This window comes from Streptomyces sp. NBC_01013, from assembly GCF_045162765.1.
Lineage (GTDB): Bacteria > Actinomycetota > Actinomycetes > Streptomycetales > Streptomycetaceae > Streptomyces.
Genome location: NZ_CP108687.1, coordinates 6,695,060 through 6,715,229 on the forward strand (window position 1 = coordinate 6,695,060; position 20,170 = coordinate 6,715,229).

Consider the following 20,170-nt stretch of genomic DNA (forward strand, 5'->3'; position numbering starts at 1 on the left):
GTCGCTCGTACTCCGTCGCCCGCACTTCGGCGTCAGTGAGTGGACGTACGCCTGCCCGAATCGGCTCCATCCAAAGATCGATCCGTCCACTTAGTGAGATGACGGACCGTCAGGCGCCAGATGTGGCGATTCGGAAAAGGTGACCGATGTTCACCTTACCCGCGGGTCATACCGTCGGTAACCTCCGGCGCATCGGCCTCTTCGAGGAGCACGCATGCCCCCACGCACCCGCATGTCCGTACCCACCGGCAGGACGCGAGCCGCCACGGTCGCGGCCGTTCTCGCCCTCGGCTCGTCCCTGCTGGCCTCCGCACCCCATGCGGGCGCCGCCGAGGCGGACCCCGTCCCCGTCGTCGACTACTGCCAGGGGCAGTGCGACGACATCCTGCCGCCCGGCGAGAACGGCAACGCCACTCTCGTCGAGATCCTCGGCAACAAGGCGTTCGGCACCCACCCCGCGCACAGTGACGACCAACTCGACCGTTACGACGGCCTGGTGGCCGGGCACACCGGCCTCACCGACCAGAAACTGAACGACTTCTTCAACGACGCCTCCTTCGGCGTCGCGAAGGACCAGGTCGAGTCCGTCACCGCGCCGCGCGACGACGTCACCATCACCCGCGACAAGGTGTCGGGCGTCCCGCACATCAAGGGCACCACCCGCTACGGAACGGAGTTCGGCGCCGGCTTCGCGGCCGGCCAGGACCGGCTCTGGCTGATGGACCTCTTCCGCCACATCGGACGCGGTGAGCTGACCTCGTTCGCCGGTGGCGCGCTGGCCAACCAGGGCCTGGAGCAGCAGTTCTGGCCGCAGGCCCCGTACACCGAAGCCGACCTGGAGGCCCAGGTCGACTACATCAGGACACATGAGGGCGCCCGCGGCGAACAGGCCATGGCGGACGCCCAGGCCTACGTGGACGGCATCAACTCCTACCGGGAGAAGTCGAAGAAGGGCCGCTACTTCCCCGGGGAGTACGTCCTCACCGGCAAGATCGACGCCATCACCAACGTGGGCGAGATCCAGCCGTTCAAGCTGACCGACCTGATCTCGATCGCCTCCGTCGTCGGCGGCCAGTTCGGTGGTGGTGGCGGCGGCGAGGTGCAGGCCGCCCTGTCCCTCCTGTCGGCCCAGCAGAAGTACGGCGTCGCCGAAGGGACCAAGGTCTGGGAGTCGTTCCGCCAGCGCAACGACCCCGAGGCCGTGCTGACCGTGCACGACGGCACCTCGTTCCCGTACGCGAACAAGCCCGACAAGGCCGTCGGAACCGCGCTCCCCGATCCCGGCTCCGTCACCACCGAGCCGCTGATCCACGACCGCACCGGCTCCGCGGGCACGAACACGAAGGCGCCGGTCAAGGCCCCGGCCACCCTCAAGAAGGCCCAGGGCATCTACGACGACGGGGTGATCCCCGAAGGATCGCTCCCCGGTTCCGGCTCCGGCGCGCAGAAGCGCGGCATGTCCAACGCCCTGCTGGTCTCCGGCAAGCACACGGCGAGCGGCAACCCGGTCGCCGTGTTCGGCCCGCAGACCGGCTACTTCGCCCCGCAGCTGATGATGCTCCAGGAGCTCCAGGGGCCCGGCATCAGCGCCCGCGGTGTGTCCTTCGCCGGCGTCGGCATGTACATCCAGATGGGCCGCGGCCAGGACTACGCCTGGAGCGCCACCTCGGCGGGCCAGGACATCACCGACACGTACACCGTCGACCTGTGCGAACCCGACGGCTCCACGCCCACCAAGGACTCCACGCACTACCTCTACCGCGGTGCCTGCACCGCCATGGAGAAGCTGGAGCGCACCAACTCCTGGAAGCCCACCGTCGCCGACTCCACGGCGAAGGGCTCCTACCGGATGCAGGTGTGGCGCACCGGCTACGGCATCGTCACCCACCGTGCCACGGTGGGCGGCAAGCCCGTCGCGTACACCACGCTGCGCACCACCTACCGGCACGAGGCCGACTCGATCATCGGCTTCCAGATGCTCAACGACCCCTCCTACGTCACCGACGCCGCGTCCTTCCAGCGAGCGGCGAGCAACATCGACTACGCCTTCAACTGGTTCTACGCCGACTCCCGCACCGCCGCCTACTACAACAGCGGCATGAACCCGGTGCGCGCGGCCGGTGTCGATCCGGCGCTGCCCATCAGGGCCGAGAAGGCGTACGAGTGGCAGGGCTACGACCCGGCGGCCAACACCGCCGCCTACACCCCCTTCGCCGAGCACCCGCACTCCAGCGGCCAGGACTACTACGTCTCCTGGAACAACAAGCAGGCCGAGGGGTACGCCTCCGCCGGCTTCGGGCTCAGCGCGGTGCACCGGGCGGACCTGCTCGACGACCGCGTGGCGAAACTGGTCGAGGAGGGCGGCGTGACCCGGGCCTCCCTCACCCGCGCGATGGCGGACGCCGCGCTCACCGATCTGCGCGGCGAGCAGCTGCTGCCCGAGCTGCTGAAGGTGATCCGTACCCAGCCGGTCACCGACCCGGAGCTGAACACGGTGGTCCAGCAGCTGGATTCCTGGCGGGCGTCGGGCGCCCAGCGCAAGGAGAGCAGCCCGGGCTCGCACGCCTACACCAACGCCGACGCGGTACGTGTCATGGACGCCTGGTGGCCCAGGCTGATCGAGGCGGAGTTCAAGCCCGGGCTCGGCGACGACCTCTACGGGGCGCTGACCGCCAACCTGGCCACCGACGAGTCCCCGGCGGCCAGCCACGGGCCGAGCGGCGCGCACAGTGGTTCCGCGTTCCAGTACGGCTGGTGGGGCTTCGCCGACAAGGACCTGCGCCAGGTGCTGGGGCAGCCCGTCAAGGGGCCGCTGGCCAAGTCCTACTGCGGCAGCGGTGATCTGAGCGCCTGCCGCACCGCGCTGCTGATTTCGCTGAAGCAGGCGGCGGCCGTGCCGGCGGCCGAGGTGTACCCGGCCGACGACAACTGCAAGGCCGGCGAGCAGTGGTGCACCGACTCGATCATCCACCGGGCGCTGGGCGGGATCACGCAGAAGGCGATCCACTGGCAGAACCGCCCGACCTACCAGCAGGTGGTGGAGTTCCCGGCCCACCGCTGAGGGCTGTCCCGCCAGGAGTCGCGGGACAGCCCTGAGGGCTCCTGTCCGGATCAGGCCGGCCCCGGCGTGATCCGGACGAGAGGCCCTGGGCCTGCCCGCCCCGGCCGGGGATCGAGGACGGAGCCGTTCGGCAGGGCGGGCCCGCGCGCACGGTTCACCCGTGCACGCGGGCCCGCCCGCATGCTCACCGGTACTGCAGGTACCGCTTGCGCACGGCCCGGAACGCGGCCAGGTCCTGCGCCCACGCCCCCACGACCTCATCCGTGTCCGCCCCCGCGTCGATCATCGTGCGGACCCGGGTGTTGCCGGTGAGCTTGTCGATCCAGTTGTCCGGCCGCCAGGCGAAGCCGCTCCACGTCCGCTTCGCCGTCACGAGGAGCGCGATCCCGGTGCGCACCGGGTCGAAGACCTCGCGGTCCTGCACGTGCACCTGCACTCCACCGACCGTCTTCCCCTGGAACTTGGAGAACGTCGGCGCGAAGTACGCCTCGCGGAACGCCACTCCGGGCAGGTCCAGCGCGTTGGCCGCGGCCGCCCAGGTGTGGTCGACGCCCTCCGCGCCCAGCAGCTCGAAGGGACGCGTCGTGCCGCGTCCCTCGGAGAGGTTCGTGCCCTCGAAGAGGCAGGTGCCCGAGTAGACCAGCGCGGTGTCGGGCGTCGGCATGTTGGGACTCGGCGGCACCCACGGCAGCCCGGTCGCGTCGAAGAAGTCCGAGCGCGACCACCCCGACATCTTCACGATCTCCAGCTCGGCAGGACGCTCCGCGAGGAACTCGGCGTTGAACAGCAGCGCAAGCTCGGTGACCGTCATGCCGTGCGCCTGGGAGATCTCCCGGCGCCCCACGAAGGTGCCGAACGCGGGGTCGAGCACGGGCCCGAGGGCCGCCCGCCCCGTCACAGGGTTCGGCCGGTCCAGCACCACGAACCTCTTCCCCGCGAGGGCGGCCGCCTCCAGGCAGTCGTACAGCGTCCAGATGTACGTGTAGAAGCGGGCGCCCGCGTCCTGGATGTCGAAGACGATCGTGTCCACGCCGGACGCGGTGAAGACGTCCGCGAGCGTCTGCCCGCTCTTCAGGTACGTGTCGTAGACCGGCAGCCCGGTCGCGGGGTCGTCGTAGCGTCCCTCCGAGCCGCCCGCCTGCGCGGTGCCGCGGAAGCCGTGCTCCGGGCCGAAGACGGCGGTCAGGTTCACGCGCTCGTCCGGGTGCATCACATCGACGATGTGCCGGACGTCGGAGGTGATGCCGGTGGGATTCGTGACGATGCCGACGCGCTGCCCCTTCAGCAGCGTGTAGCCGTCCGCCGCCAGCCGGTCGAAGCCGGTACGGACCCGGCCGTGTCCGGCGCCGTGCCCCTTGCCGGGGGAAGGGAGGGCGCCTGCGGGCCCGGCCGAGGCGGCGGTCGCCGCGAGAGCTCCCACCGCACCGCCGGCGGCCAGCAATCCACGTCTGGACAGGCTCATTCGGCTACCTCCATGATCGCGACGTCTGTCATGGTCACGCACGCTAGCGCGCGTGACGGCCGGGGGGAACGAGCCGGACGGGACGGCTGCGCACGGAGTGGCGGATGACTCGCGCCGACCCCTTCCCCGGCGACATACCGACCGGTTAGTCTGCCGGTGCAGTCGGCTGAGAGAGGCGGGACCGATGAGTACGGTGCAGGGCGCGGGCGTAGTGGTCACGGGAGCCGGAGGCGGCATCGGAGCCGCGCTGGCCCGCAGATTCGCCGCCGAGGGCGCACGGGTCGTGGTCAACGACCTCGACGAGAGCCGCATCAAGGCCCTGGCCGAGGAGATCGGTGGCACCGCCGTCGCCGGCGACGCCTCACGGATCGTCGAGGCCGCCCGGGAGGCGCTGGACGGCACGGTGGACGTCTACTGCGCCAACGCGGGCCTCGCCTCGCCCGGCGACGTCTTCGCCGACGAGCAGGTCTGGGCCGCCGCCTGGGACGTCAACGTCATGGCGCACGTCCGCGCGGCCAAGGCGCTGCTCCCGGACTGGCTGGAACGCGGCAGCGGCAGGTTCGTCTCCACGGCCTCCGCTGCCGGTCTGCTGACGATGATCGGCGCGGCGCCGTACAGCGTCACCAAGCACGGCGCGGTCGCCTTCGCCGAGTGGCTCTCCCTCACCTACCGTCACCGCGGAGTCAAGGTCCACGCGATCTGCCCCCAGGGCGTGCGTACGGACATGCTCACCGCCGCCGGGTCGGCCGGGAAGCTCGTCCTCGCCCCCAGCGCGATCGAGCCCGAGGACGTGGCCGACGCCCTCTTCGACGCCATGGCCGAGGACCGCTTCCTCGTCCTGCCGCACCCCGAGGTCGCCGGGTACTACCGGGCCCGCGCCAAGGACACCGACCACTGGCTCGGCAACATGAACCACCTCCAGCAGAAGTGGGAGGGGGCCGGCGCATGAGCGAGTCGATCTACGCGGCCAAGCCCTGGCTCCACCTGCTCAGTGAGGCGCAGCGGGCCCCAGTGGCCCCCGCCGAGACCCTGGTGCATGCCTTCCGTGAATCCGCGGCCCGCACCCCCGGACACCCGGCGCTCGCCTACTTCGACGGACGCCTCACCTACCGTGAGACGGACGAGCTCTCCGACTCCGTGGCCGGGCATCTGGCGGCCCGGGGCCTGGAGCGCGGCGAGCGGGTCGCGATCATGCTGCAGAACTCCCCGCAGTTCGTCCTCGCGCTGCTCGGTGCCTGGAAGGCCGGGGCGACGGTCGTCCCGCTCAACCCGATGTACAAGTCCGCCGAGGTGGGCCACGTGCTGAAGGACGCCGACGTCACGGCACTGATCTGCTCGGACCGGGCCTGGGAGGCGTATCTGCGGGACACCGCGGCCGGTGCCCCGTCCGTCCGGATCGCCCTCACCGCCTGCGAGCTGGACCTCCAGACGAAGAACGACGAACGGGTGCTGAACTTCGAGCGGCTGCCGGCCGCCGATGACGCCGACGACCTGGTGTCCGTCGCCCGGCAGGGCCTCACGGCCCCCGCGGACCGGGACCTCGGCGCCGCCGACGTGGCGCTGATCAGCTACACCTCCGGGACCAGCGGCACCCCCAAGGGCGCCATGAACTCCCACGGCAACATCATGGTCAACGCCGAACGCCAGCGCACCGGCCATCCCATCGCCGAGGGCTCGGCCTACTTCGCCCTCGCTCCGCTCTTCCACATCACCGGCATGGTCTGCCAGCTGGCCGCCTGCCTCGCCAACGCGGGCACGCTGGTCCTGGCCTACCGCTTCCACCCCGGCGTCGTCCTCGACGCGTTCGCCGAACACCGCCCGGCCTACACCGTCGGCCCGTCGACCGCCTTCATGGCGCTCGCCGCGACTCCCGGAGTCACGCCCGATCACTTCGCCTCCTTCGAGGTGATCTCCTCCGGCGGAGCACCGCTGCCGCCCGCGCTCGTCGAGAAGTTCCGGGCGGGCTTCGGCCCGTACATCCGCAACGGCTACGGCCTCACCGAGTGCACCGCACCGTGCGCCTCCGTGCCGCCCGAGCGCGAGGCGCCCGTCGACCCGGTCTCCGGCACCCTTTCGGTCGGCGTGCCCGGCCCGGACACCGTCGTGCGGATCATCGACGAGAACGGGGCTGACGTGCCCTTCGGCGAGCAGGGCGAGATCGCGGTGCGCGGCCCCCAGGTCGTCTCCGGCTACTGGCGGCTCCCCGAGGCCACCGCCACTGCGTTTCCCGACGGCGAACTGCGCACGGGAGACATCGGCTTCATGGACCGCGAGGGCTGGCTCTACGTCGTCGACCGCAAGAAGGACATGATCAACGCCTCCGGCTTCAAGGTCTGGCCGCGCGAGGTGGAAGACGTCCTGTACACCCATCCCGCCGTGCGTGAGGCGGCCGTCGTCGGTGTCCCGGACGCCTACCGGGGCGAGAGCGTCCGCGCCTACGTCAGTCTGCGGCCCGGCTCCTCGGTCGAACCCGGCGAATTGGGTGCGTACTGCAAGGAACGGCTCGCCGCGTACAAGTATCCGCGCGAAGTCGAGATCCTGACGGAACTTCCCAAGACCGCAAGTGGGAAGATCCTCAGGCGGGAACTGCGTTCACCCCGCTAGGAGCGGTTCACGTACTGCACGGAAGGAAGGTGGCGGCTATGGCCAAGGCGACGGACGGGAGCGGTACCCCCGTCCCCCAGAGGCTGCTGGCCGCCGCCACCCGGCTCTTCGCCGAGCAGGGGTACGACCGCACCTCGGTCCAGGAGATCGTCGAGGCAGCCGGCGTCACCAAGGGCGCGCTCTACCACTACTTCGGCTCCAAGGAAGACCTCCTCCAGGAGGTCTACGCCCGGGTGCTGCGGCTCCAGCAGGAGCGGCTCGACGCCTTCGCGGACGCCGACGCCCCCGTCGAGCAGCGGCTGCGCGAAGCCGCTGCCGACGTGGTCGTCACCACCATCGAGAACCTCGACGACGCCTCGATCTTCTTCCGCTCCATGCACCACCTGAGCCCCGAGAAGAACAAGCAGGTACGGGTCGAGCGGCGCCGCTACCACGAGCGTTTCCGCGCGCTCGTGGAGGAGGGGCAGCGCAGCGGGGTCTTCTCCACGGCCACCCCGGCGGACCTGATCGTCGACTACCACTTCGGCTCGGTCCACCACTTGTCGACCTGGTACCGGCCGGACGGCCCGCTGACCCAGCAGGAGGTCGCCGACCACCTAGCCGACCTGTTGCTGCGCGCGCTGCGGCCGTAGGGAGCTCTCTCAGGACCCGCTGCCGGCCAGCCGGCCCAGCAGTGCCTCCGCCGCCGGATTGCGCGGCCGGGGCGCCCGGCCCGCCAGCACCACGGTCCGGCCCGGTTCCGGCTGCCGGATGCTCACGCACGGCAGCCCGGCCTCCTCACCGATCCGGCGCGGCACGATCGCGACGCCGATGCCCGCCCGCACCAGGTCCACGAGCAGCCGGATCTGCGTCACGTCACAGGTGATCCGGCGTTCCAGACCGCAGTGCGCGGCCAGCCGCCGCACCGCCGTCTCCAGACCGGTCCCCGCGCGCAGGTCCACGAACGGCTCTTCGGCGAGGTCCTTGATCAGGGTGCGCCCGGCCGTCGCGAGCCGGTGGCCCGGCGCCGTGATCAGCACCAGATCCTCCTGCCATGACGCGAACGCCACGATTCCCTCCGGGAGTTCGGCCCCGTCCGGCGCGAGATAGGCGAGGTCCAGCTCGCCGGTGCGTACCCCCGCGAGCAGTTCCGGGGTCGTCGCCTCGCGGAGCGAGATCTGCACCCCCGGCCACAGCCGGTGGAACGAGGCGAGCTGGGCGGCCAGGTCCACGCAGGTGAGCGTCTGGATCGTGCCGATCCTCACCCGCCCGGTGGCCAGCCCCGAGACGGCGGCCACCGCATCACGGGCCGCGTCCGTCCCTGCCGGCACCGTCCGGGCCGACGGCAGCAGCGCCCGCCCCGCCTCGGTCAGCACCACCCGGCGGCCGGTCCGCTCGAACAGATCGGCCCCCAGCTCCCGTTCGAGGTTGCGGACGGAGGTGCTCAGCGCGGACTGCACGATCAGTTCGGCGCGGGCGGCGGCGGTGAAGCTGCCATGCGTGATCACCGCCATGAAGTGGCGGAGCCGGCGAATCTCCATCCATCTACGGTAGCGATCCCAGCCGGCGAAACCATCTGTTGGACCGAAGCCGGTGGCGGGGCGAAGCTGGATACATGGCGCACATCCAGGTTTCGACGCGTGTCCCCGCTCTGTGGAAAGTGGCCTACGGGCCGCACCGGCCGTGGGTCGTCCGGGCCCTCGCCCGGTGCCTGCTGCGGGTGAGGGCCTTCGCCCGTGAGCTGGCCCTGGCCGACCACGTACCGTACGGCGGCTACTGAGGCGGTCGCGGGAAGGGCTCGAAGGGCCCGAAACGTGTTGGTGGGGCCGCGGAGTGCCCGGTTAGCATCCGACGATGCGGACGCCGGCCGACGAAGAAATCCGAGCCCTGGGCCCACTGCTCGGGCACGAGGACCCCGCCCAGCGTCATGCGGCACTGGTCCGCCTGGCCGAGCGCGTCACCGGGAGCCCGTCGTCCGACGACGGCGAGGCGGAGGTACTCGCCGGGCTGCTGCCCATGTCACTCACCGGACTGCCGGAGGCCGACCTGCTTCTGGCAGAGCTCTACGAGCGGCTCGGCCACCACCTGCGCGATCACCCCCGGCCGCCGTGGCGCACGGCCGCTCGACTGCCCGCGCGGGTACGGATCGCCTGGCTGCGCGCCGATGTGCTGCACGATCCCGAGGTGCTCGGCGAGGAGGCTCCGGGCGAGCTCCTCTACCAGGCCGTGAGGGGTGTGGAGATCACCGGCGCGTCCCGGCCGGCGCTCCTGCTGGACATGCTGGCCGGCAGCGGTGATCCGGTGCTTCAGGCAGAGGCGCTGCGGCTGGCCCGGCAGGGACTGCACGCCGGACTTCTGGCCCCCGCCCTGGTACGGGAGAAGCTGGTTGCTCTGCTGGGAGCCGCCGGAGGCCCCGCCGTCGCGGGCGCGCTGGGCGGTCTCGCCGAACCGTGGACGGCGATGGACCCGTTGCCGCCCGGCCTCTTCCTCCCCTTTCTCTTCCGCGACCACGTGCCCGGCCCGGCGGCGGAAGCTGTGCCGGAGCGGCCGGCAGAGGCGTCGGCCGCCCTCGCGGCCGCCGCCCGTCACGGCCACCGGGACGTGCTGCGCCGGGTCGTCGCCGACCCCGCACTCGCGCCGGGCCTTCGGCGACAGGCGATGGAACTGCTCGGCGAACTGGCGGACCGCGACGACATCGGCGAGCTGACGGCCCTCGCCACCCGCGATCCGCTGCTGCTCGGCGGCCCGGCCGTGGCCTGCCTGCGCGGCCTCCACCGCCGCGGGCACTTCCCGGACGGCCCCTCCGTCCGCACCGTCATCGACCTGGCCCTGTCCGATCACTCGATCCGGCCCGGCGACGTGGCGACGATCCTCTACACCTCCCGTCAGGAGATGCTCCGGGCCCTGACGGACGTACCGGCCGACGATCCGGGCTGGCCGCGACGGCTCGCCCTGCTCGTCGCCCTGGCCCGGCAGGGGGCCACGGACGTCCCGATCGGGGAGGCCGTCGCTCGCGTACTGCCCTCCGCTCCCGCACCCGTGCCCTTCCTCGACGCGATCCGCGCACTGCGCCACGCGGACGCGGAGGATGCCGTGATCGCCCTGCTGCCCTCCGTACCGGCCGCGGCCCTGAACACCCTGGAGGCGATCGGCGGTGAACGGACGGTGCAGGCCCTGACCGCAGGCCTGGGCCTTGCCGGGGACCGGACGGTGCCCCACCTGCACTCCGTACGCGACCGGGCCCTGGAATTGGTGTGGCAGCTGAACCTCGACCCGGCGCGGCGCCGCGCCCTGCTCGCACGGCTCGACCCCCTCGACCTGCCGCCGCGCATCGCAGCCGGGCTCGGCGGACCCGACGCCCGCGAGATGGCCCTGCTGAGCTCCCACCTGGACCCGGACGAGCCGGCCTCGGCCCTGTGCCGGCTGGCGGCCCACGGGGACGCCGCCACGCTTCCCGTCATCGCCGACCTGCTGCTGCGCGTCGTGGCGGGGCAGGCCGCGGCGAGGAACCCGGACTCCGCTCCCCGGACACGGGAGCACGGCCGGCCGGCCGGCGAGCCCGCGGTACCGCAGGAAGTCCTGGACGCCGTGGGCGCCCTGGGCCGCCGGCTCCACGCACAGGGCGCGATCCGGCCCGTCTGTCTGCTCGACGCAGCGGACGCTCGGGAGGCCGGACACGCGCTGGTCGCGACCCTGGCGCTGGACCTGCTCGACCGCCCCGGACTGTCCGACGACGAGCAGGTGATCCTGGCCGAAGTGCTGCTCAGGGCCCCCTGGGCGGGCGTCCGCGCGCGGGCGCACCGATTGCTGCGCCACCGCGACCGGCACGTACGCAAGCACGTCATCGCGCTGTTCGCCCACGATGCCGCCGGTGAGGACGCCCAGGCACTCGCGGCGACACTGATCGTGCTGACGAGAGCCCGGGACATCCAGACCGTCCGGCAGGCACTGCTCGCCCTGGGCCACGCCCGGGCCCACTGGGCGAGTGCCGCGATCTCCGCGTGCCTCGGCCATCCGAACATGAACGTCAGGAAGACGGCGGCGCAGGTGCTGGTCCCGGCGGCCGCACCGGCGGCGCTCCCCATGCTCCTCACCCGGCTCGGGCAGGACAGCAACCCCGGTCTGCGCTCAGCCCTCGTCGCGGCTCTGCACGCCGTGCTCGGCGACGCCTATGCCGCCACCCTCGTGGCCGCTGCCGAGCACAGCCGGGACGATGCCGGCCGGTGCCTGCTGCTGGAGGGTCTCGACGGCGTCCTCACCGCACGCTCGGTCCTGGCACTGGACGAACAGAAGTCATCAGTGGCGCGTGACCTGCTCACACTGGTGGCGACCCGCCGGGTCGCCCTGGCCTCCGGCACCGTCCGGGAGCTGGCCCCGGCGATGGCCCGGTACGGGATACCGGTCGCCCAGGAGCCACCGGCGGCCGGGGCAGCGGACCGGGACATCGAGGCTCTGCTCACCAGGGGCTGGGACCCGGGGACCGCGCTGCGGCTGGCCCAGCGGGACGAGCCGCTCGGCCCCGCCTCGAAACGGTTGCGGCCGATGGCGAGCGGCTGGCTGGCGCTGGCGGGCTCACCGCCGCAGTCCCGGGACAAGGCGCTCCGGAACAGGGCGGTGGGGTTCGCGCTGAGGCTCTGCGTCGAGCCGTGGAGCGCCGAGGAGCTGACAGCGTTCGCGCGGTCCGCCCCGCTCCTGCTGGACGCGCTGGCCGACGCCCGGGACGGGGACCGGCACGATCTGATCGCCGCGCTCGAAGCGGTCGCCCCGATGCTGACGGCAGCCGCGAAACCGGCCGCCATCGCCGCCGTACGGGCCCTGGATCCCGCACCGGCCATGCCGAGCCGGTCCACGCTGCCCCTGCTGCGCCGACTCGGCGCGGTCACGGTCCGCGCCGATCTGGACCGGGCCCTCGCGGACGCCCGGCTCGGCGCCGACCCAGGGCGGGCCGAGACCGCCGTGCTCCGGGACGCCTTCGCCGTACCGGAGCCCGACGCGACCGCGTCCGTGTCCGCCGCGGCCCTGGGCCGGCGGGCCCAGCCGGCCGAAGTGGTCAGGGCACCGGGCCCCCTCGCGGAGTTGCGCCGTGCGGACGACGGCACGGTCACCTCGCGGGACCGGCTGGCCGCGCTGATCGAGGCCCACCGTGGCGCCGGCCCCGTGGCCGGCGCCGCCCTCGTCGACCGGATGGCGCGGCTGCAGCCCGTGGACGCGCCGCCCTGGACCATCGCGGAGACCGCCGCCGTACCGGAGCCGGCCGCGCGCCGGGTCCGTGCCGACGACCTCGACCAGCCGCGTTCGGCGGCCCTTCGGGAGCGGCTGCTCACCATGCTGGGGTCGGCCGAGGCGGAGAGCCGGCAGACCGCGGCGGAGGCGCTGGCGCGGTGGCCCGAGCCGGAGACCCGCCTGGCGGTGCTCCGGGCATACCTCCGCGGCCGCGTCGACCTGCCTGCCGGAGCGGACCTCACCCGTGCGCTCGGCACCATCGACGAGACGGAACTCCGGGGCGACGGCATCGTGCGCGAACGGGTGGCGCGCGCGGCCGGCGGGCTCGACCCGTGGGAGACGGCACGGCTGGTCCCGCTGCTGCTGGAATGGTGGGAAAAGGCGCCGCCCGCCGTGGCCCGGGCCGCCCGGGACACGTTGCGCGCGTACCCCGCCGACGCGCTGGCCGAAGCGCTGGGGGACCGACTCGACGCCGGGGCATGGGGCTTCCTCGACCTGCTCGTCGCCCGCCCCCTGCTGCGTACCCAGGCCCTGACACGGACCTGCCGGCGCCTGCGAACGGAAGGGCGCGCCGAACTCGCCGACCGGCTCCGTCTCGTGGAGGGACCGTTGCGGGGTCCGGACGCCGGACTGCAGGACGCGGCGGCCGTGGCCGCCCTCCGTGACCGAGGTACGGCCGTCCCCGCCGCGAGGGGGCACGGCCCCACCCGGCAGGAGCTGCTGGACCTGGCCGCGACGGGCACGCCGGAGCAGATCTGCCGGGCGCTGACGGAACTGGCACAGACGGACCCCGGCCCCGCACCCGACCAGGACCGGCAACTCCTCGACCTGCTGGACGGACTGCTCACGCACCCCAGGCCGCGCGTCCGGCTGCGCGCCCACCGGACCTCCCGGGCGTTGCTGGGCCGGGCGACCCATCTGCGCCACACCGAACTCCTCCTGGACGACCCCCGTCCGGACGTGGTGCGCATGGCGGTCCGGACGCTCTGCCGGGCGGGCTGGGAGCCGGCGGTCCCCACGGTGACGACCCTGCTCGGGCACCCGCGGGCCGTCGTGCGCGAGGCGGCCGCCGAAGGGCTCGTGGAGCTGGGCGGGGCGGCCGTCCCCGTACTCCGTCACGCCGCCGCCCGTGCCCGGCCCGACCGTCGCTCCCGGTACACGGACGTACTGGACCGGATCGGGGAGGGCGCACCCTGACGTGACCCGCCGCCCCGCCCGGCCGCCGGCCACCCCTACAGGTACTTCTTGATCTCCCGCCGCGCCAGTGACCGCTGGTGCACCTCGTCCGGGCCGTCCGCCAGCCGGAGCGTCCGGGCCGCCGCCCACAGTTCGGCCAGCGGGAAGTCCTGACTGACCCCGCCCGCACCGTGCAGCTGCACCGCCTGGTCGAGGATGGTGACCACGGCACGCGGGGTGGCGATCTTGATGGACTGGATCTCGGTGTGCGCACCGCGGTTGCCGACGGTGTCCATCAGCCAGGCCGTCTTCAGCACCAGCAGGCGCAGCTGCTCCACCGTGACCCGGGCGTCCGCGATCCAGTTCTGCACGACGCCCTGCTGGGCGAGCGGCTTGCCGAAGGCGGTCCGGGCCACCGCGCGCCGGCACATCAGCTCGATGGCGCGCTCGGCCATGCCGATCAGCCGCATGCAGTGGTGGATGCGGCCCGGGCCCAGTCGCGCCTGGGCGATGGCGAAGCCGCCGCCCTCCTCGCCGATCAGGTTCGTGGCGGGCACCCGCACGTTGTCGAAGACCACCTCGGCGTGACCGCCGTGGGAGTGGTCCTCGTAGCCGTACACCTGCATCGCGCGCTTCACCGTCAGGCCCGGGGTGTCGCGCGGGACCAGGATCTGCGACTGCTGGCGGCGGATGTCCTCGCCGTCCGGATCGGTCTTGCCCATCACGATGAAGATCGCGCAGTCCGGGTTCATCGCCCCGGAGATGTACCACTTGCGGCCGTTGATGACGTAGTCATCGCCTTCCCGCGTGATCCGGGTCTCGATGTTGGTCGCGTCCGACGAGGCGACCTCCGGCTCCGTCATCGCGAACGCGGACCGGATCTCACCGGCCAGCAGCGGCTCCAGCCACTGCTTCTTCTGCTCCTCGGTGCCGAACTGGGCCAGCACCTCCATGTTCCCGGTGTCAGGCGCCGCGCAGTTCAGCGCGGTCGGCGCCAGGTGAGGGGAGCGGCCGAGGATCTCCGCCATCGGGGCGTACTGCAGGTTGGTGAGCCCGGCGCCGTACTCGGCGTCCGGCAGGAAGAGGTTCCACAGCCCCTGCCGACGGGCCTCGGCCTTGAGGTCCTCCACGATCTTCGGGGTGTCCCACGGCGACGCGAGCTGTGCGCGCTGCTCCTGCTCGGTCTGCTCGGCCGGGTAGACGTGTTCGTCCATGAAGGTGAGCAGCTTGGCGCGCAGCTCCTCGGTACGGGCGTCGAATGCGAAGTCCATGGGGTGGGTCAGCCTTCCTGGAGGGTGGTGAGGCCGTGCTCGATGAAGACGGGGACGAGGTCGCCGATGCGGTCGAAGCCGCCGCCGACCGTCTGACCCAGGGTGTAGCGGTAGTGGATGCCCTCCAGGATCACGGCGAGCTTGAACCACGCGAACGCCGTGTACCAGGAGATGCCGGAGGCGTCCCGGCCGGAGCGGGCGGCGTAGCGCTCGATCAGTTCCGCGGGGGAGGGGTGGCCGGCCGCGCCGCTGGTGGTGGAGACCGGGGACTGGGGCAGGCCCAGGTCGGAGCTGTACATCACCAGCAGGCCGAGGTCGGTGAGCGGGTCGCCGAGCGTCGACATCTCCCAGTCGAGGACGGCCTTGATCTCGTCGTCGGACCCGATCAGCACGTTGTCCAGGCGGTAGTCGCCGTGGATGACCGTGGGGTCGGGGGAGTCGGGCAGGTGCCGGCCGAGCGCCGCGTGCAGCTCGTCGATGCCGGGCAGTTCGCGGTTGCGGGAGGCGTCCAGCTGCTTGCCCCAGCGGCGCAGCTGCCGGTCGAGGAAGCCCTCGGGGCGCCCGAAGTCGCCGAGGCCGACGGCCTGCGGGTCCACGGCGTGCAGGTCCACGAGGGTGTCGACCAGCCCCAGCACCGCCTTGCGAGTGCGCTCGGCGCCCAGCGGGGCGAGCTGCTCCGCCGTGCGGTACGGGGTGCCCTCGACGTACTCCATGACGTAGAAGGGGGAGCCGATGACCGAGTCGTCCTCGCAGAGCAGGATCGGTTCGGGGACCGGGACAGCCGTGGGGTGCAGTCCGCTGATCACCCGGTGCTCGCGCTTCATGTCGTGCGCGGTGGCCAGGACATGGCCCAGGGGAGGCCTGCGGACCACCCACCGGCCCGTGCCGTCGGTGTCCGTGACGACGTAGGTCAGGTTCGAGCGGCCGCCTTCGATGAGCCGGGCATCGAGAGGTCCGCTCACCAGACCCGGCCGCTCGCGGTCGAGATGTCCGCGCAAGCGGTCCAGATCGAGACCTGGCGGGTGGACTGGGCTCATCGTGCGCACCTCCGGGGTGGAAAAAGACCGACCGGCCTATGACGTCGGTGTTCATGATGCCGACCAGTCGGTATGTCGTCCAGTGAACTTCCGGAACGGAATGTGTGACTCCGGTCCGAATGGCGGGCGAGCCCTGGCGTTCAGTCGCATGGATGAATAGAGTTCACGTATGAATACAGACTGGCTGATCGACGAAGTCCGGCTCACCCCGATCCTCATCGCCGACCCCCCGCTCCTCAACACCCAGGGCGTCCATCAGCCATACACCCCCCGGCTCATCGTGGAAGTCGTCACCCGGGGCGGCGTGACCGGCATCGGGGAGACCTACGGCGACGGCAAGTACCTCGAACTGGCCGAGCCCCTCGCCACGGCCCTGGTCGGACGGCCGGTCAGCGATGTGAACGGCCTCTTCGCCCTCGCCGACGAGGTGTGCGGCGATTCACGCGCGGCCGACGAGCGGGTCGACGCGGGCGGACTGCGCGGCGTCCAGACCGCGGACAAGCTGCGTCTCTCCGTGGTCTCCGGCTTCGAGGTGGCCTGTCTGGACGCCCTGGGCAAGACCCTCGGCCTGCCCGTGCACGCACTGCTCGGCGGCAAGGTCCGCGACAGCGTCGAGTACAGCGCGTACCTCTTCTACCGCTGGGCCCAGCACCCGGACGGCGGCGAACGCGACGACTGGGGCGCGGCCGTCGATCCGGCCGGAGTCGTCGCCCAGGCCCGGCGCTTCGCCCGTGACTACGGTTTCTCCTCCTTCAAGCTCAAGGGCGGCGTCTTCCCGCCCGACGAGGAGATCGCCGCCGTACGCGCCCTGGCCGAGGCGTTCCCTGAGCAGCCGCTGCGCCTGGACCCCAACGGCGCCTGGTCCGTCGAGACCTCGCTGTACGTCGCCGAGCAGCTCAAGGACGTACTCGAATACCTGGAGGACCCGGCGAGCGGCACGGAGCTGATGGCCGCCGTAGCGGCCGGCACCGACGTACCACTGGCCACGAACATGTGCGTCACCACGCTCGCCGAGGTTCCGGAAGCCTTCGCCCGGGACGCCGTCCAGGTCGTCCTCTCCGACCACCACTACTGGGGCGGGCTCCACCGCACTCGCGAACTGGCCGGGATCTGCCGCACCTTCGGCGTCGGTCTCTCGATGCACTCCAACACCCACCTCGGGATCAGCCTCGCCGCGATGACGCACGTCGCCGCGACCGTGCCCAACCTCGACTACGCCTGCGACAGCCATTACCCGTGGCAGGCCGAGGACGTCATCACCGCCCGCCACGTCTTCGCCGGCGGCCGCCTCACCGTCTCGGACGCCCCTGGCCTCGGCGTCGAGCTCGACCGCGAGCGCCTCGCGGTGCTGCACCGCCGCTGGCTCGACGACGACGGCACGATGCGCGAGCGCGACGACGCCGCGGCCATGCGCAAGGCCGAGCCGGGATGGGCGACGCCCGCGATCCCGCGCTGGTGACGGCCGGCGGCCGAGCGGAGGGCCGGGACGACAGCGCCCGGCCCTCCGCGAGACCCCGCACCGTTCAGTCGTCCCAGCCCTGCGCCGCCGCGAAGGCATCGCCGTATTCGGCCGACCAGCGGCCCAGGGCCCCGATCGGTTCCAGCAGAGTCCGGCCGAGTTCCGTCAGCGCGTAGTCGACCCTCGGCGGCGCCTCCGCATACGCCCGCCGCTCCACCAGGCCGTACCCCTCCAGCCGGCGCAGTGTCTCGGTCAGCACCTTCGCGCTGATCCCGCCGATCCGCGCGCGGAGATCGCCCGGGCGGCGCGGCCCCTCGCTCAGCGCGTGGATGACCACGGCGTTCCACGTGTGCGCGAGCAGATCGAACCCGAGTCTGGCCCGGCAGTCCGCGAGCAGTCGTTCCACGGTTCCCCCTCCCACGGCGCCCGTTGGGCACCGAATGGTGAGCAACGGATCTTCTACCGTCCTGTCCATCGGCACGACGCTACGTCAATGACGGTGAAGGAGACGGACATGCGCATCGGCATTCTCGGTACGGGGAACATGGCGGACGCGCTCGGTACCCAGTGGATCCGGGCCGGGCATCAGGTCATGTTCGGCGGGCGCTCACCCGACCGGGCCCGCGCGTTGGGACGGCGCGCGGGAGGCGCTGCGGGAACCCTCGCGGACGCCGTCGCCTTCGGCCCGGTGATCCTTCTCGCGCTGCCCTTCGACGCGGTCGCCGGCGTCCTCACGGAGCTGGGCGCCCGGGACGGGACGCTGGGCGACCGCCTGCTGATCGACTGCACGAACGCGGTGGGGCCCGGGTTCGTCCTCACCACCGCGGGCGGCCCCGGTGCCGCCCGCACGATCGCCGACGTCACCGGAGCCCGCGTCGTCAAGGCGTTCAATCACCTGCCGGACGCGGTGTGGCGGCTCACCCCGCCCGCCTTCGCCGACGGCCCGGTCGCCGTGCCGCTGTGCGGGGACGACGAGGAGGCGCTGACGACCGTGGCGACCCTGGTGCGGGACCTGGGCTGCGTTCCCCTGACGGCCGGCGGACTCGACCGGGCCGCGTACCTGGAGGCGACCACGGCGTTCCTGATCGGGCTCTGGCACTCCGGCCACGACCCGCGCACCCTGCTGCCGCCCGTCGAAGCCGCCACGGCCTGACTTGCGCCTCCCCCGGCCTGCCTCGATGGTCGGAGGATGAAGGCGATCAGTTACAGCGGGTACGGCGGGGCCGACGTCCTGGAGTTCGGGGAGCGCCCCGACCCCAAGGTCGGCCCCGACACCGTCCTGGTGAAGGTAAGGGCCGCGGCGGTCAACCCGGTCGACCGTGTCGCGCGTGAGGGACACCTCGACGCCGTGCTGGATGCGGTCTTCCCGGTGATCCCCGGCTGGGACGTCTCCGGGGTCGTGGTCCAGCCCGGCATCGCCGTCGACGAGTTCGCCGTCGGTGACGAGGTCATCGGCTACGTGCGGGAGGACTTCCTCAGCCGGGGAACCTTCGCCGAGTACGTGGCCGCGCCCGTGCGCACCCTGGCCCGCAAGCCGCTGAGCCTCAGCTTCGAGGAGGCGGCGGGCCTGCCCCTGGCCGGTCTCACCGCCTACCAGGTGCTCTACCGCTCGCTGCGCATCCGCAACGGCGACACCGTCCTCGTCCATGCGGCGGCCGGCGGCGTCGGCTCGATGGCCGTGCAGATCGCCCGCCACACCGGATGCCGGGTCATCGGAACGGCGAGTGAGCGCAACCACGACCATCTGCGGCAACTCGGCGCGGAACCCGTGGCGTACGGGGACGGGCTCGCGGACCGGCTCCGGGCGCTGGCCCCGGACGGGATCGACGCCGCGTTCGACACCGTGGGCGGAGATGCGCTGCGGGTGTCCGCCGAGACGCTCGCGCCGGAAGGGCGCCTGGCGTCCATCGTGGACGACGAGGTGTTCTCGTACGGTGGCACCTACGCCTTCGTGCGGCCCGATGCCAAGGACCTGGCCCATCTGGCGGAACTGGCCGAGCGCGGCATCGTCTCGGTCCATGTGGACCGGGTGTTCCCGCTGGCCGAGGCCGCCGAGGCTCATCGGCTCAACGCGGAGGGCCGCACCCGCGGGAAGATCGTCGTCACCGTGGACTGGGAGGCACCGGAGGCCTGAGCGCCGGCGGCCGGGTCCCGGCCCGCAAGCCGCGGAAGCCTTACCCGGACTGCCCGTTCAGAACAGCATCGCGGCGGCGAACACCGCCAGCGCGACCGTGCACGCCGCGGCCGTCAGCGCCGCGCGGGGCCCGAGAGGCCGCGGGCGCGCGGTCCCCATGCCCTGCACCCGCCGGTTCGCGACCCGCAGGAAGCCCAGCCAGGCCAGCGCACTCAGTGACAGGGCGATGACCCCGGCCGGGGTGACGCCACCGTGCAGCGCCTGCTTGCCCGCCAGCAGCGCCACCACCGTGCAGGACAGCGTCGTACGCCGCCAGGCCAGCCTGGTCCGCTCGGGCTGCAGCCCCGGGTCGCGCTCCGGCGCGGTCACCGGCCCTCCCAGCCGAACAGGACCACCACCACCATGGCCACCGCCACCACCGCGACCGCCAGACTCAGCAGCGTCGGGAAGCGTGACACCGGCAGGTCCTCCCCGCGCCGCATCGCCCGCTCGCACCGCACCCAGTGGTTGACGGCCCGCAGCGCGCACAGCACACCGGCCGCCAGCAACGCGAGCGCCAGCCCCGCGCGGACGCCCCATGCCAGCTCGGGCAGGAACTGGTCGACCGCGAAACCGCCGCCGATCAGTGCGAGAGCCGTCCGGATCCAGGCGAGGAACGTCCGCTCATTGGCGAGCGAGAAGCGGTAGTCCGGAGTGTCGCCCTCTTCGCGGATCCGCTGCGGCGCGAACCACAGCCGCAGACCCTGCACAAATTCCTTCACGTA

Annotated in this window: 16 protein-coding genes; 9 read left to right on the top strand and 7 right to left on the bottom strand. The window is 72.4% G+C overall.

What is annotated here, in order from left to right; all coding sequences use genetic code 11:
• Positions 1–214: 214 nt before the first annotated feature.
• Positions 215–3,061: a penicillin acylase family protein gene (locus OG538_RS29180; RefSeq protein ID WP_406098431.1), complete on the top strand. Its 2,847-nt coding sequence runs from the start codon at positions 215–217 to the stop codon at positions 3,059–3,061.
• A 184-nt stretch (positions 3,062–3,245) separates the two neighbouring features.
• On the opposite strand, the gene OG538_RS29185 is transcribed toward OG538_RS29180, so the two are convergent.
• Entirely contained in the window at positions 3,246–4,523 is a 1,278-nt protein-coding gene (locus OG538_RS29185; protein ID WP_406098432.1) for an exo-beta-N-acetylmuramidase NamZ domain-containing protein, read from the bottom strand.
• A 184-nt stretch (positions 4,524–4,707) separates the two neighbouring features.
• Between OG538_RS29185 and OG538_RS29190 the strand changes: the two genes are divergently transcribed.
• From OG538_RS29190 to OG538_RS29200, 3 genes are read left to right on the top strand one after another with little or no spacing between them, the layout of a single operon-like run.
• Complete coding sequence (locus OG538_RS29190) at positions 4,708–5,472, top strand: SDR family oxidoreductase (RefSeq protein ID WP_406098433.1); 765 nt, start codon at positions 4,708–4,710, stop codon at positions 5,470–5,472.
• Positions 5,469–7,127, top strand: coding sequence for a class I adenylate-forming enzyme family protein (locus OG538_RS29195; RefSeq protein WP_406098434.1), 1,659 nt, complete (start codon positions 5,469–5,471; stop codon positions 7,125–7,127). Before OG538_RS29190 ends, OG538_RS29195 begins: the two co-directional genes overlap by 4 nt.
• A gap of 38 nt (positions 7,128–7,165) precedes the next feature.
• Positions 7,166–7,759: a TetR/AcrR family transcriptional regulator gene (locus OG538_RS29200; protein WP_326735315.1), complete on the top strand. Its 594-nt coding sequence runs from the start codon at positions 7,166–7,168 to the stop codon at positions 7,757–7,759.
• A gap of 9 nt (positions 7,760–7,768) precedes the next feature.
• Here the strand turns inward: OG538_RS29200 and OG538_RS29205 are convergent, their stop codons facing one another.
• Positions 7,769–8,647, bottom strand: coding sequence for a LysR family transcriptional regulator (locus OG538_RS29205; RefSeq protein ID WP_406098435.1), 879 nt, complete (start codon positions 8,645–8,647; stop codon positions 7,769–7,771).
• Positions 8,648–8,721: 74 nt separating this feature from the next.
• Between OG538_RS29205 and OG538_RS29210 the strand changes: the two genes are divergently transcribed.
• The gene (locus OG538_RS29210; protein WP_406098436.1) at positions 8,722–8,886 is read left to right on the top strand and encodes a hypothetical protein; all 165 of its coding nucleotides are present in this window, start codon (positions 8,722–8,724) and stop codon (positions 8,884–8,886) included.
• A gap of 74 nt (positions 8,887–8,960) precedes the next feature.
• Positions 8,961–13,526, top strand: coding sequence for a HEAT repeat domain-containing protein (locus OG538_RS29215; protein WP_406098437.1), 4,566 nt, complete (start codon positions 8,961–8,963; stop codon positions 13,524–13,526).
• 35 nt (positions 13,527–13,561) lie between these two features.
• Here the strand turns inward: OG538_RS29215 and OG538_RS29220 are convergent, their stop codons facing one another.
• Both OG538_RS29220 and OG538_RS29225 read right to left on the bottom strand, forming a co-directional pair.
• A complete protein-coding gene (locus OG538_RS29220; RefSeq protein ID WP_406098438.1) occupies positions 13,562–14,776 on the bottom strand; it encodes an acyl-CoA dehydrogenase family protein in 1,215 nt (404 codons plus the stop codon).
• An 8-nt stretch (positions 14,777–14,784) separates the two neighbouring features.
• Positions 14,785–15,813, bottom strand: coding sequence for a phosphotransferase family protein (locus tag OG538_RS29225; RefSeq protein WP_406098439.1), 1,029 nt, complete (start codon positions 15,811–15,813; stop codon positions 14,785–14,787).
• A gap of 169 nt (positions 15,814–15,982) precedes the next feature.
• Between OG538_RS29225 and OG538_RS29230 the strand changes: the two genes are divergently transcribed.
• A complete protein-coding gene (locus OG538_RS29230; protein ID WP_406098440.1) occupies positions 15,983–17,272 on the top strand; it encodes a glucarate dehydratase family protein in 1,290 nt (429 codons plus the stop codon).
• 64 nt (positions 17,273–17,336) lie between these two features.
• Here the strand turns inward: OG538_RS29230 and OG538_RS29235 are convergent, their stop codons facing one another.
• Complete coding sequence (locus OG538_RS29235; protein ID WP_406098441.1) at positions 17,337–17,678, bottom strand: winged helix-turn-helix transcriptional regulator; 342 nt, start codon at positions 17,676–17,678, stop codon at positions 17,337–17,339.
• Between the two features lie 108 nt (positions 17,679–17,786).
• On the opposite strand from OG538_RS29235, the gene OG538_RS29240 reads away from it, so the two are divergent.
• Both OG538_RS29240 and OG538_RS29245 read left to right on the top strand, forming a co-directional pair.
• Entirely contained in the window at positions 17,787–18,425 is a 639-nt protein-coding gene (locus OG538_RS29240; RefSeq protein WP_406098442.1) for an NADPH-dependent F420 reductase, read from the top strand.
• Between the two features lie 36 nt (positions 18,426–18,461).
• Positions 18,462–19,406: an NADP-dependent oxidoreductase gene (locus OG538_RS29245; protein WP_406098443.1), complete on the top strand. Its 945-nt coding sequence runs from the start codon at positions 18,462–18,464 to the stop codon at positions 19,404–19,406.
• 57 nt (positions 19,407–19,463) lie between these two features.
• On the opposite strand, the gene OG538_RS29250 is transcribed toward OG538_RS29245, so the two are convergent.
• Both OG538_RS29250 and OG538_RS29255 read right to left on the bottom strand, forming a co-directional pair.
• The gene (locus OG538_RS29250; RefSeq protein WP_406098444.1) at positions 19,464–19,775 is read right to left on the bottom strand and encodes a DUF202 domain-containing protein; all 312 of its coding nucleotides are present in this window, start codon (positions 19,773–19,775) and stop codon (positions 19,464–19,466) included.
• The gene (locus OG538_RS29255) at positions 19,772–20,167 is read right to left on the bottom strand and encodes a DUF202 domain-containing protein (RefSeq protein ID WP_359136038.1); all 396 of its coding nucleotides are present in this window, start codon (positions 20,165–20,167) and stop codon (positions 19,772–19,774) included. Before OG538_RS29255 ends, OG538_RS29250 begins: the two co-directional genes overlap by 4 nt.
• Positions 20,168–20,170 lie beyond the last annotated feature (3 nt).

Excerpts from the sequence above, each read along its gene's own strand:
- OG538_RS29180 (WP_406098431.1), top strand. The coding sequence starts at position 215 with ATGCCCCCACGCACCCGCATGTCCGTACCCACCGGCAGGACGCGAGCC.
- OG538_RS29185 (WP_406098432.1), bottom strand. The coding sequence starts at position 4,523 with ATGAGCCTGTCCAGACGTGGATTGCTGGCCGCCGGCGGTGCGGTGGGA.
- OG538_RS29190 (WP_406098433.1), top strand. The coding sequence starts at position 4,708 with ATGAGTACGGTGCAGGGCGCGGGCGTAGTGGTCACGGGAGCCGGAGGC.
- OG538_RS29195 (WP_406098434.1), top strand. The coding sequence starts at position 5,469 with ATGAGCGAGTCGATCTACGCGGCCAAGCCCTGGCTCCACCTGCTCAGT.
- OG538_RS29200 (WP_326735315.1), top strand. The coding sequence starts at position 7,166 with ATGGCCAAGGCGACGGACGGGAGCGGTACCCCCGTCCCCCAGAGGCTG.
- OG538_RS29205 (WP_406098435.1), bottom strand. The coding sequence starts at position 8,647 with ATGGAGATTCGCCGGCTCCGCCACTTCATGGCGGTGATCACGCATGGC.
- OG538_RS29210 (WP_406098436.1), top strand. The coding sequence starts at position 8,722 with ATGGCGCACATCCAGGTTTCGACGCGTGTCCCCGCTCTGTGGAAAGTG.
- OG538_RS29215 (WP_406098437.1), top strand. The coding sequence starts at position 8,961 with ATGCGGACGCCGGCCGACGAAGAAATCCGAGCCCTGGGCCCACTGCTC.
- OG538_RS29220 (WP_406098438.1), bottom strand. The coding sequence starts at position 14,776 with ATGGACTTCGCATTCGACGCCCGTACCGAGGAGCTGCGCGCCAAGCTG.
- OG538_RS29225 (WP_406098439.1), bottom strand. The coding sequence starts at position 15,813 with ATGAGCCCAGTCCACCCGCCAGGTCTCGATCTGGACCGCTTGCGCGGA.
- OG538_RS29230 (WP_406098440.1), top strand. The coding sequence starts at position 15,983 with ATGAATACAGACTGGCTGATCGACGAAGTCCGGCTCACCCCGATCCTC.
- OG538_RS29240 (WP_406098442.1), top strand. The coding sequence starts at position 17,787 with ATGCGCATCGGCATTCTCGGTACGGGGAACATGGCGGACGCGCTCGGT.
- OG538_RS29245 (WP_406098443.1), top strand. The coding sequence starts at position 18,462 with ATGAAGGCGATCAGTTACAGCGGGTACGGCGGGGCCGACGTCCTGGAG.